The 12,213-nt window shown below is 44.6% G+C and carries 9 protein-coding genes and 2 pseudogenes; 3 read left to right on the top strand and 8 right to left on the bottom strand.

Annotation, left to right across the window (positions count from 1 at the left end):
• Positions 1-7: 7 nt before the first annotated feature.
• From ugpC to L1D55_RS20655, 5 genes are all read right to left on the bottom strand, one after another.
• The gene (gene ugpC / locus L1D55_RS20675; RefSeq protein ID WP_239918666.1) at positions 8-1,132 is read right to left on the bottom strand and encodes a sn-glycerol-3-phosphate ABC transporter ATP-binding protein UgpC; all 1,125 of its coding nucleotides are present in this window, start codon (positions 1,130-1,132) and stop codon (positions 8-10) included.
• A gap of 154 nt (positions 1,133-1,286) precedes the next feature.
• The gene (locus L1D55_RS20670) at positions 1,287-2,267 is read right to left on the bottom strand and encodes a hypothetical protein (protein ID WP_239918665.1); all 981 of its coding nucleotides are present in this window, start codon (positions 2,265-2,267) and stop codon (positions 1,287-1,289) included.
• A 15-nt stretch (positions 2,268-2,282) separates the two neighbouring features.
• Positions 2,283-3,572, bottom strand: coding sequence for a glucoamylase family protein (locus tag L1D55_RS20665; protein ID WP_239918664.1), 1,290 nt, complete (start codon positions 3,570-3,572; stop codon positions 2,283-2,285).
• Positions 3,573-4,024: 452 nt separating this feature from the next.
• Positions 4,025-5,236, bottom strand: coding sequence for an OFA family MFS transporter (locus L1D55_RS20660; protein WP_239918663.1), 1,212 nt, complete (start codon positions 5,234-5,236; stop codon positions 4,025-4,027).
• Between the two features lie 570 nt (positions 5,237-5,806).
• Positions 5,807-7,123, bottom strand: a complete 1,317-nt coding sequence (locus L1D55_RS20655; RefSeq protein WP_239918662.1) for a MipA/OmpV family protein — start codon at positions 7,121-7,123, stop codon at positions 5,807-5,809.
• Positions 7,124-7,204: 81 nt separating this feature from the next.
• Between L1D55_RS20655 and L1D55_RS20650 the strand changes: the two are divergent.
• From L1D55_RS20650 to L1D55_RS20640, 3 genes and pseudogenes are all read left to right on the top strand, one after another.
• Positions 7,205-7,600, top strand: a pseudogene (locus L1D55_RS20650) (hypothetical protein); the annotation flags it as partial.
• 92 nt (positions 7,601-7,692) lie between these two features.
• Positions 7,693-9,681, top strand: a complete 1,989-nt coding sequence (locus L1D55_RS20645; protein WP_239918660.1) for an alkaline phosphatase D family protein — start codon at positions 7,693-7,695, stop codon at positions 9,679-9,681.
• Positions 9,682-10,083: 402 nt separating this feature from the next.
• On the top strand, positions 10,084-10,533 hold the full coding sequence (locus L1D55_RS20640) for a TerB family tellurite resistance protein (RefSeq protein WP_008222106.1): 450 nt from the start codon (positions 10,084-10,086) through the stop codon (positions 10,531-10,533).
• Between the two features lie 117 nt (positions 10,534-10,650).
• On the opposite strand, the gene L1D55_RS20635 is transcribed toward L1D55_RS20640, so the two are convergent.
• The 3 genes and pseudogenes from L1D55_RS20635 to L1D55_RS20625 all read right to left on the bottom strand — a co-directional run.
• Positions 10,651-11,088, bottom strand: a complete 438-nt coding sequence (locus tag L1D55_RS20635; RefSeq protein WP_239918659.1) for a hypothetical protein — start codon at positions 11,086-11,088, stop codon at positions 10,651-10,653.
• Positions 11,078-11,962, bottom strand: a complete 885-nt coding sequence (locus L1D55_RS20630) for a winged helix-turn-helix domain-containing protein (protein WP_239918658.1) — start codon at positions 11,960-11,962, stop codon at positions 11,078-11,080. The genes L1D55_RS20635 and L1D55_RS20630 overlap by 11 nt, the downstream gene beginning before the upstream one ends.
• Positions 11,963-12,020: 58 nt before the next feature.
• Positions 12,021-12,213 (bottom strand): annotated as a pseudogene (locus L1D55_RS20625) (IS5/IS1182 family transposase); the annotation flags it as partial.

Here is a 12,213-nt window from a genome sequence, read left to right as displayed (position 1 = left end):
TCCAAACTTATTTTGATTCTGTGTAGTGGATATTTTCTTGAGAAGCGTCATCAAAGACGTGGCATTTCTCGACTTGAAGTTGAATGTGACAATGAGTCCCGACATCAGGTGTTTGCTCGGTATCGAGTAGCTTACAAACTACTGGTTTATCGAAGATAGTGACGTGTAAGTAGACTTCTGACCCTAGCTCTTCTTTAGCCTCAACTTTTGCCGGTAGCGTGTTTTGATTCGCTTGATTAGATACCGACAAGTGCTCTGGACGAATACCAAGGTGAACGCGGTGCCCCACCCACCCTTTCGCTTTCTCTTGATGTGCTTGCGACAGTTCGATGGTGTGTTCATTGAGTTGAACGCACACTTTACCGCTTTGATCCAATAGAGTGCCTTCAAGCATATTCATGGCTGGGGAGCCAATAAATTCAGCAACAAACTTGTTTTTAGGGTTGTGATACACATTCATTGGTGTATCGACTTGCATGATGCGACCTTGGTTAAGAATGCAGACGCGGTCCCCCATGGTCATCGCTTCAACCTGATCGTGGGTTACATAGATCATGGTTGCAGGCTTACCTGATTCTTGAAGCTGGCTGTGCAGACGAATAATCCGGCGACGCATCGACACACGCAATTTTGCATCTAGGTTGGATAGCGGTTCATCGAATAAGAACACATCCGGGTTACGAACCATTGCGCGTCCTAAGGCAACACGTTGGCGCTGACCACCTGACATCTGCTTTGGCTTTCTATCGAGCAGGTCGGTGATTTCTAAAAGCTCGGCTGCTTTGGCGACACGTTCTTTGATTTCTGCTTTCGGTTTTTTTGCCGTTTCTAAACCAAATGCTAAGTTTTCGTAAGCGGTCATATGCGGGTACAGAGCGTAGTTCTGGAATACCATCGCGATACCACGGTCTTTTGGTGGTAGGTCATTACACTCTCGCTCACCAATCATAAGCTGCCCATCAGTAATGCTTTCCAAGCCTGCGACCATTCTCAGCATCGTGGATTTAGCGCAGCCTGATGGACCAACAAGCACCATGAATTCGCCATCTTTGATGTCTAAACTTACATCGTGAATAGCGTGGAAGCCGTTGTCATAGACTTTGTTTACATTTTGTAGCGTTACTTTCGCCATGATTCTGCATTCCTATTTGTAAATGCGTTCACTATTTAGGTCACACCTTCCTTCGCGGTATATCCAAACAATAGTGCAAGTGATTAAGTGTGGGATTATCAAATTTGCGCCTTTCGCGGCGAACCTGTAATCCCACGGTAACTAAAGTTGCTTGTTAGAACTTCCAAACAATCCCGACTTTGGAGAACCACACCAGCTGGTCCCCAGTCCAAGGTGCCGTGTCTGCGTGGCGATCTTTCACCTGAATATCTGCCAGGAAGGAGAAATGTTCATTGATTGGAAGATCCGTGTATAGCGCGTAAACATCATAGTCATAATGGTCGCGATTACTTGGATCTGACCCCATATCTAACGTACCTCTTTCATAACGCAGCTCTAAGTAATTGCCGTTATCAAAGTTAAATTGTACTAGAGGCTTAACTGCAAACTCGACATAGTTGAAGTCGTTATGCTCCTCAACATAGATGACCTTTGCACCGATATTGATGCCGTTATCTAAGCGGTAAAGGTACAAAGGCTCAGACTCAATGAACGCTCCACGGCTGCCCGGACCTTGCCTTTCATCTTTGTAGCCAAGCTCTGCACTTAAGTGTAAGAAGTGACGGCCAAAGCTTAGGTCAATACCCGGTTTTGCCATGAACTTGTCGTAGTGCCATTCGCCAATTGTTTTTTCATATGACAACATCAGGTTGTAAGCAACATTGTCATTTTGACGCCAGTAAAAACTTGGAATCAGCTCGGAATAATTACTCAATCCAGTACTTTCACCACCTCGGCTATGGTGTATTTCTTTAAATACGTAACCCATGCTGAAGTTATCCGTCACACGGGTAAAACCATCAGCGTAGATATAGTGAAGAAGCTCTTCATTGGGTTGATTTTCGTTGTCAATATGCTCGTACTCGATACCCGTTAGTGCTCGAGTTCGTGGGGCAGCATTACTGCTCTGTGCTGGTTCGGTACTTAGAATAAGGTCCCGATACTCATGATCACTCCATAATCCAACTTCTGTTTCAATTTCAGCTTGTTCTTCTGTTACAGGCTCATCAGCATTGGCTGTCAGAGGAATAGTTAGCGCTAACAACGGAACGAAGCTTGTTAGTTTTATTGCGTTCACTGCTTTTTCAAAGTTCACGGTTCATTCCTCTGTCTATTTATTATTTGGTTCAAAGGTTTCATACATATCAACGATGGCCGCGTAATAGTTTTTACTTTCTAGATATTTGCGAACATCTTTGTTGATTGAAGGAGAGAGGAATGCACCGACGAACATACCTTGATCAAGAGATAGGATTTTTGTCGAAGTTTCGCCTTTACTATTAATAGCGTCATACCAACCGTAAGGCGTTTCTATTTGTGGGTAATAATCCACGACTTTGTTCAATAGATTGACTGCTTCAAATGGCTTCACCATGTACGAAAGAGCCAATGCATGAGGAGTTCCCGTATCACCACCAGCGATCTCGTTATTAAAACGAACTTTCGACTCTGACAATTGCGGGACACCGAATGCAGCATAACCATCGTCAACCGTTGCAGCTGAGGAGACAAAAGGGATTTGATGCTTGATTGCGTGGTACTTTTGAACCTCTGTCATATCTTCAATGATTGAGAAGTCAGGGATCAATGTACGCTCTTCCAACCAGATCATTGATAGCATGCCTTGGAAGTAAGCCCCGTCCCAAGTCAACATAGGGCTAAGTTTTTTACCCTTCAGATAATAGTCGTGCGTATATAACTCCATATCGCTAAACGCTGTCGTTGGAACCGATTGCTCCGATTCTTGAGTAACGAGGTGAGCCCAAAGTGGAGCTAGACGACTTTCGTTGGCTTTACGGTCAATGTGGTAAGAAAGGGGTTCTTGTGTTTTAGCCGACCATCCCGAGTAAAGTAGCCCTCTATCCTCGTCATACAACGCTGACCAACCGTCTGTTTGGCTTTTAAGAATGGATTCAATCTTTGCAACGACTTGTTTTTCATCTGCTTGCTTTGAATCAAGGTAGGCACCCGCTACACCAGCAAGAGCAAAGGCAAGGTTAGCGTTATCTACGGCAGGGACAATTCCGTCTTTATTCGGCTTTAACTGATCACCCTCAATGTCATAAGGCCAATAAAATAGCCCTTTCCAAGTCGGAGCACCGGCTAGTGCGTCCAAGGTTTCATTAATACGCACTAACGCATCGGCATTACCATTTTTGTGTGCTTCAACGAGTACATTTAGGTAAAGACCAATCTCTGTCGTATTGACGTAATACGCGTGTTCAATCTGGCCATCTTTATCGACAAAAATCGTGTCGTATGGAACTTTGGCTTTTTGATCTACACCTACGCCATCAACAAAGAAGTCCAAGTTTCTCTGCAAATGTTCTTCAAACCCTACCGGGTAGAGTTGCGGGTTAACGGTAAGTTCGGTGATGGTGACATCAGCGAACGTTGACATGCTAGCCATTAGGGTACAGGTGGCTAAAAGGCTTTTTTTTATCATTTCTCGTATCAACCTTTGTGTATAAACGTTTCACAACGGATATTCCCATCTGACTAACATTGTCAGCAATGTGGTCATTTACCTTTTGTGATTATGGGGTTGTCAGATCGAAACATACTGCTTAAACCTTTAAGCATTTAAGCTAAAACATGTGAGAGGACTAGCATGTTCTAGCCAGTCTCATAAAAAGAACGAGTAGCGTATTACTCGGAGATGAAGAGGCGGCAACTAAGAAGAAAGGGAACGAACATGGTTGATACATTACGAGCAATTTGCATCAGTAACAGTACTCTAACCACGTGAATGGAGTATAAAAATGTTGGCTTAGATTGCCCGAGCCAACATTAGGTGGAAAGACGTTATCGGTAGAAATTCTGAATCCAATAAGAGCCTCGCTGGTCACTCGTTTAGTATTCCAGATTAACTTCGTCTTTTAATAGCACAGACTTATCAACGGGTTTCATTAAGTAATTCATTACGGTGATTGAAACCAATAGCGCAGCGTAAGCCAAATAGGTGTTTTCAGCCGTCCCCGCTACCGAGGCGAGTATTCCTCCGAAGAAACCCGACACACCCCATGCTGAATAGAGTATTCCAAAGTTGGTTCCGTACGTCTTCAAACCATAATCTACAGCCGTTATTGTAGGAAAAACCCCAAATAACGCGCCATAAGACATAGCACCTGCGGAGATACCGATCATGAGAGGAATAGTCGTTTCAATGGTTGTAAAAAAGACCATATTGACCGCTTGCAACATAAATATTAAGCCCAGTGTATGAACACGCCCTATCCTGTCGAATACAACGCCGCCAATGACTCGCCCTGCGGTATTAAAAATCGCTAATAAAATGATACCTAACGCAATTTCTTCAGCGGTTAATCCTATCGATTTACTAACGTTGCCAATAGAGCCGATAAGCATGATACCTGCTGCTGATGACACCATGAACATGAACCAGATCTGGTAAAATTGAGGTGTTTTCAGCATATCTAGCCACTGGATGTTTATATCTGAGCCATATTCTGCAGCCTTTCCTCCCGGAATCTCTGAAACATATCCTTTGGGGGGATTCACCAGCAATGACGCCATCGGGATCATGAAGAGTAGACCGACACCAAGAATCTTGAACGTATCTAAGATGCCATAGTGTTCAATGAGAACGGTCGATAACGGAGCCAAATACAGTGCCGCCATCGCATACCCACCAGCGGTTAAACCACTAACCAACCCCTTTCTGTTCTCTGGCCACCACTTCATCGTGCATGGGCCAATACAAGCATAGGCAAAACCCATCCCTGCACCGACCATACATCCAAAGGTAACCTGCAATTCCGTTAATGTTGAGGCATAACCGGATGCTAAAAGCCCTGCCCCGACAAGAAACACACCAAGTATTGTGACCTTCCTTGGCCCTATTTTGTCTTGCCATACCCCGGCCAAAAACAGACTCACCGAAAATGCGAATACGGAAGTTTGGTAAGGCCCATCTACGCTCTTAGGATCAACACCTAGCGCCTCAGCCAAAGGTTCACTGAAAACGCCCCATACATATAGGATACCGATCGATAGGTTCACGATTAAACCTATCACGAGTATTTTAAATGGTTTACTGATCAAGCTAACCTCAACAATTCGCTGTTTATGAACAATCGTTAAAAATGATGTCTTTCAAAGACTTGCGGGCTAAAGCATGGATAAATGTCGAATGAGCTTCTTCTTACTTTGCCAAATTGAACAGGTGGCTAATCAGTTTTTGAGGTTCCAAATAACCCCCTCTAATTTGCTTGATTAACATCGGTGTTGTGTAGGTGTGAAGCATGCCGGCTGCCACTGCGTCGTTATCGAGGTCAAATATTTCACTTCAAGTGAAGAACTTCGAGGTCATCAGAGCCGGATAGCCAACAGACCCATAACAAAAACGAACGGACTGCAACACAATATAAGTCGTTGTAAATTATATGAAAAGTTAACAAACAATGAAGGAAACTTAAATAATCAAATAGTAGTAAAATCCGAAAAGCAGACAGAAAATATTAGATAATCAGAATAAACTCATATATTAAGTTTCAATTAAAGTGACTTTCGAATAATTGATTAGCAGTGGCTGGTGATGGTTATCTCTGTTTTCTTTAATGATAAAAATGCCGCTCATTAAGAGCGGCATTTTTATATTGAAGGGACAATGGTTTAGAACTCGTATTGGAAGTAAACCGTGTTGTAGTTACTGCCACCTTTGATACGTCCGAACTGTGACGCATTTTCAAAGATCGCCGAGCGGTGATGCAATGAGTAACCAAACCATAAATTGTTGAGGTCATTCTTACCGATAAGATCACCGACGTTCACATCAAAAGAGAAGTCCAAGTAGTTTAACAAGTGACTTGCCGTGTAGCCCTTACGGTCCATTTCAGTACCTTCGATGTAAGTAATCGAATCTATGTAAGACATACCCTCTGCAACGCCAAATCGCCACTGCGTTGGCCAGTTAAAGGTGTAGTACGCTTTAATCGCAATGATGTATTCCGTACTACTGGATTGAACCTCTGAACTCCAATGGTGAGCGATACCTGGCGTTAAGTAGATATCCAACGGCAAACCAAAGATCTCATCAGTTAAAGGGTGGCCATAAAAGAATGATGTAAGTTGGTTATTGTACTCGTCTTTCTCGGTGTTGAATTTCATGATTTCGCCGATATTCGACGGTGTTGCCCAACCGTGCGCGACTCGTAAGTACGGCGCATTGCTTAACTTAGGCTTAGGCGCTTTTGTTTTGTCGTTGAAGAAACCAAAACCAAGGTAAAGTTCGCCTTGGTAACGATCTTCGATAATAGAAGAGTCGTAAGCGTTGTCATCCAATCGAGTCACACTGGTTGAACCCAGTAGGTAAAGGTTGGAGATAACATGGTAACGCGCTTCCACGCCAAGGTTTAAATCTACGCCTGCGCCGATCGACTGACCCGTAGCCGAGTAGTATTCACTGTTAAAGTCAGAGCTTTTATAACGCAATGTCGCACTTGGGTAGAACTCCCAGTCACCAGTCTCGTACTTGGCTTTCGCACGTAAGTTACTGTGAAGGTTAAATTCACTATCACTCATTATTTCCGTTTCAACCGCCCACTGCTCATCTAACTGGTACGTCAGTTGTCCACCAAAGTCAGCGGTATCACCTTCAATAGCATTCTGTTCAGAAGCCGGGATATCAATAAAGCGCATTCTAGATATAGCGTTGAAAGACCATTTTTCATCTTCGGTTTGATATAGGTAAGCGCCCATTTCGGTGCCATCAATGAACACGTAGTCGTTTTTAAAGAACAACATCGGAACAAACGAACTTACTGTCTTATCACCACCAGACGTGTCATACGGGATACTGGCAGTACGGAACATTGCCGCGATGCCCCACTCTTGCTCTTCAGCAGCCCACGCCACGCTGTTCGCTAGAAAAGCGTTACTTAATAGAATCGTCCCATACGAGATGAGCTTCGGTGAAATTTTGCGCTTCATTCTTGTTTAATTACTCTTTGTAATAAGTTTTGTGGTACTGGTTAGACATTTATTGACTATTCTAGCCAACAATTTTTAGGTTTGATCGGAATAGACCGTTACAATGAAGAATATTCTCGGTTAAATGAAAGTATTGTGAAAGTCTCAGAATTACAAAACATTATAGACCACTTACCCAATGATTCCGACCCAGATATCGTTATGGGTGAGGAATGGTTGCCAGAGCGACTGAACAACACAAAATTAGACGGTGAGATGCTCTTTCTTGAATTCGATAACGCCCCTGAAGAAAACCAAGGGGACAGCGAAGGCCGTGGCTTTGTTGAACACGAGATCGCAATGATTCGAGAAAAACTCGAGCAAGTGTTGGATGAGCCTTCTGATACCAAAACGAAAGCCGACGCCCTATTAGCAATATTTCTGATGGGACATGAACTTTCCAGCTCAGAAGTAATCGAAATCCTGGAGTCTACAGAGCCAGACGTTGAACTCAATGAGCATGAAATGGCCGATCCACAATGTAACGCCGAAGCGCTTAACGACTAACCACCAAAGATTTAGGAATCGACTTGAAACGCCCGATGACATCTTCTCTTCCCTTCTTACTCGCTGGCCCTATTTTAAGAAAGACGACCAAAACTGAGGTTGTGCTTTGGGTTGTCACAAGTACACCACTCAATGGTAATGCAGAGCTATACACCCAAGGCCAAGAAGCCCCTTTCTATACCTCACCACTTAGCGAACACGAATCGATTCAGGTCGGCACACATGCTTGGGTAAGCTTGATTCAATTAAAAGGTGAGTTTCCAACTAACACCCCTTTGGAATATCAGATAGAGACTGATCAAGGCGCGTTGACCAAGTTGGCTCCGCATTTAGTGTACCAAGAGCAACAAAACACCACTGGTACGCCAAGAATAGCCTTTAAGATCTCAACCAGCGCCGACTACATCTTGCATGGTTCCTGTCGCAACCCTCATCACCCAAGCAAAGACAGCCTAGTCGCAGCCGATAATAAAGTTGAGCAGCAAGCCATATTAGAGCGTCCAGATATGCTGATGATGAGCGGCGACCAGATCTACGCTGATCACGTCGCAGGCCCAACACTCGATGCAATTCAGCAAGTGATTCAACTGCTTGGATTAATAAGTGAAGACCTACCGACCGATTCATTAGACGGAAAAATCGATAGCAGTGAAGCCCTGTTCAATAGCGAATATCACCTCTATCAACGCGATCACTTGCTGCCACACCACAATACATCACATTCATTGCTCGATAAGTTATTCCCTAAGCGCGGAATACCAATCTTCAGCTCTACCGACTGTGAAAACCACTTGGTGACCTTGTCTGAATTTATTGCCATGTATCTGCTGGTTTGGTCACCGACCTTGTGGCAATGCATTAACCGCGAACGGTTGATCGAGAATAACTTCATGCAGGCAGGTCGCCAGCTCACGCCAGCCGAGCAGCAACAATGGCGTGATGAAAGTGTCATCATCGATGATTTCATCGCCGGTCTGCCGCAAGTACAGCGTCTATTTGCTCATATTCCAACGTACATGATCTTCGATGATCACGATGTCACTGACGACTGGAACCTCACCGTTGGTTGGGAGCATGCGGTAGATCAAAACCAGTTTGCTACACAAGTCATTGGTAACGGTCTTGCGGCTTATTGGATGTGCCAAGGTTGGGGTAACGCACCCGAGAACTTCAACCGCGATTTCATGGAGCAAACAAAACAACTGTTCTCAAAGTTGGTGAATACCAATCAGAGTGAACAAGCCATTGACGCGCCTATTGGACAACTCGAACCTACAAGACACAAACAGTATCTTGAAATGCTCGATCGCTTTGAAGAGTGGCACTACACCATCAACACCTCGCCGAAGGTGATTGTGTTAGATACTCGCACCCGCCGCTGGCGCTCTGAATCTCGTATGAATAAGCCTTCGGGTTTGATGGACTGGGAAGCACTCACCGAGTTTCAACACCAGTTGATTAACCAAGAGAAAGTAGTAATCGTGTCTGCCGCGCCAATGTTCGGGGTTAAATTCATCGAAACACTTCAGAAGATGATGACCACACTAGGTAAACCACTAGTGATTGACGCCGAGAACTGGATGGCGCACCCAGGCAGTGCAAACACGCTGATCAGTATCTTTACCCATACCAAAACACCAACTAACTTCGTGGTGCTTTCTGGTGATGTGCACTACTCCTTTGCTTACGATATTAAGCTTAGGTATCGCCGAAACAGTCCAAACATCTACCAAATTACTTGTAGCGGTATTAAAAACCAGTTCCCTGCACCACTACTAAAATTCTGCGACGTATGTGACCGCTTGTTGTATAGCCCACGTTCGGTACTTAACTATTTCACTAAGCGTAAGCGTTTAAAAATAGAAAAGCGTAGCCCAGACAACCAAACCTTCTACCGCCTTTCAAACCGCAGCGCGATTGGTGAGTTAAGGCTGGATAGCGATGGTAAGCCACAATCGATTACCACTCTCAGCGGCGATGGCAAAGTGACGCGCTTTCCAGAGCCAACCTAGGGCGTGTTAATCTTTCGAGCTGATTTTTGCAGCGAGTTGCTGGGGATTTATACAAGGCAGAGGCGTCGATGTGTAGCTAGCCTACATGAGAAGCCGATAACGTAGTAGAAATGACCAGCAAACGCTGCCCGAAGGGTTCGAGCTGGGCGCCCCCGCAAAAGCGCTTTACTCTTTGTTGAGGGAAATTGGCTTAGAATAACTAAGCTACTTCCCCCTCGCCGCGATTAAAACGCTTTTGACTAGGCGTCCCTATCCGAACAAAATTTAATCGCGAAAGTTCAACACGCCCTAAAATGTTCCTTATTGCTGGCTTATACGTAATGTCAGTTTTAAGTAAAGGGGCTTGCGATCACACTCTGTAGGCCCAATAGTTATAATATTCACCATTACTGGAACGCTCATATGTTTAATTCACTTACATCGTTATTTAAACAGTTGGTCGAAGGCTCTGATTTAGGCAAAACGCCTACCGCCTCACCAAACTTAGCTATCGCCAGTTTGTTATGCGAAGTCGCAGGCGCAGACCATGAGATCAACGAATCAGAGCAAGAAGCGAAGTTGAACCTACTGCAACGCCTGTTGGGCATTACAGAAGAAGAGTCGAAAGCCTTGTTACAACAAGCTGAGCCGCAAGTTGAACAATCTGTTTCTTTGTATGATTTCACTTCACAACTGCGCGAGCTGTCACAGCCAGTGCGAATCGACCTGATTAAGGCGATGTGGGAAGTGGCCCATGCCGACGGAGAGATTGATCCACTTGAAGATTCAGTGATCAGAAAAACCGCTGAACTGCTCTACGTTGACCACAAAGACTTCATCAAGAGCAAACTTGACGTACTTGGCGAAGACTAAACACCAAAACAATTGAGCAGCGTTTGGGGCTAAAACCTAACGCTGCTTAATATTGTCGTAGCGCCCCATTCCAACAAACCAGACCTAACTAATCGCCTCAGTGTGCTGCATCATCAATCATCGCATAGCCTTACCATAGAGAATGCCGTTGAGCTCTAGAATCGTACCGTCTTTCGTAATGTACGCGCCTCGTTGATCGGATATCAAAACACTACGCTTGTTGTCATGATGCTTGATAAACAGATTTTTAACGTTGAAGGTTTGATTTCCGTGGGCTTGGTGCTGTTCTAGCTGATAGAAGTAATAGTGATTCCCCCAACGTAGGAACACACCAAACAACTGCTTGGTTTGCACGACTCGTCCATTTCGGTCGTAGCCGACATAGCGCATTTTTGAGCGTCCATTCTTCAGCTCAAGGGTCAAGACCTCCCAACCATAATTCTCGTACCGACTTTCAAACTGGTACGAACCTTTGGTCGCTACCCCTGAGACTAAGCCAAACGCTAAGATTACAAATACGGTTACAACAATCGGCAGCCAAAAGTTACGCTTCATCTGCAGTTCCTTCTACCTTTTCATCCTCTTTCTGGCCTTGTGAACAGCGCCCAGACTTGAAATCTGCACTAATGTCGTGCCAACCACTTTCGTCTAGCACCACCACTTGCATACCACCACACTCGATACCCATGCGGTGAAGATAGATCGCCTCTACGCCCGGCTTCACAAGTGAAGTTAAGTCTTCCACCAGCTCTTGTTCCAACTCGACACTATCGTGGTATACATCGACACCCTTGATGGAAGCTCTTTCCATAAACAACCCAAGATAAGACAGGATAATGACGATAAAGAGACATACCGCGAGCCCACTAATAAGCGGGATAAACTTAGAAGATGCTTGTTTGCCTTGTGCCTGAATATTCTCTGATAGCCCTTGAGCGTCAGCTACTTCGTTTGAATTAGAAGCTGATTCTGACACCAGCACAGTGGATTCCGAGCAAGTAGAACTCTCCTGTTCACCCAAACTGGCAGATTGCGGTATGCCTTTGTCTTGTACGGCAAGGTTTTCAGACACAATATTGCGCTCGAGAGCGGTATCGCTATCTGTTTCGACACTGCTCTCAGGAGCAACAAAACAGTAGCCTTCCTTTTGTACCGTAATCACTTTGCAGTCGGACCCTACTTCTTTGAGAGCACTGCGAACATTTTTGACTGCGACATTCAGAGAGCTATTGGTAACAATGCGCCCCGGCCAACAATGCGTTAAAAGGAATTCACGACCTAAAGTCTGTGAGCAGTTGTCCATTAAATGCTTTAAAAGCAAACACTCAGATGGCGACAATGTCACAACTTTATTCAATGACGGGTTAATCAATGTACGGTCATCAAGTTCAATAACCAAATCATACTCTTGTAATTTATTATTATTCATAAGGGGCGTTGTTGATCAAATCAGCTAAAGGACGTATCTATCCTACGGAACTTACCTGTTAGTTTCTAATAGGCATACCTAGTCCTAGAACTTTGTTCATTGCTTTGACGTTTGCTAACGCCTCACCAACTTGAGCGTTATAACATCTCAAGCTCAATGTGCCGCTAGTCAGTCCTTTATATCGGGACATTGCCGTCTCAGAGATTGAACGGTCGTGGTAGCCAGAGTCAGTTTTCCATTGAGTTAGCGAA

This window comes from Vibrio sp. Isolate22 (assembly GCF_022398115.1).
GTDB lineage: Bacteria > Pseudomonadota > Gammaproteobacteria > Enterobacterales > Vibrionaceae > Vibrio.
The sequence above is the reverse complement of the archived record's forward strand: the minus strand, read 5'-3'. Positions and strand labels throughout refer to the sequence as shown.

Coding starts and splice junctions, on each gene's coding strand:
- ugpC (WP_239918666.1), bottom strand. CDS start 1,132: ATGGCGAAAGTAACGCTACAAAATGTAAACAAAGTCTATGACAACGGC.
- L1D55_RS20665 (WP_239918664.1), bottom strand. CDS start 3,572: ATGTCAACGTTCGCTGATGTCACCATCACCGAACTTACCGTTAACCCG.
- L1D55_RS20655 (WP_239918662.1), bottom strand. CDS start 7,123: ATGAAGCGCAAAATTTCACCGAAGCTCATCTCGTATGGGACGATTCTA.
- L1D55_RS20640 (WP_008222106.1), top strand. CDS start 10,084: ATGTTTAATTCACTTACATCGTTATTTAAACAGTTGGTCGAAGGCTCT.
- L1D55_RS20635 (WP_239918659.1), bottom strand. CDS start 11,088: ATGAAGCGTAACTTTTGGCTGCCGATTGTTGTAACCGTATTTGTAATC.
- L1D55_RS20630 (WP_239918658.1), bottom strand. CDS start 11,962: ATGAATAATAATAAATTACAAGAGTATGATTTGGTTATTGAACTTGAT.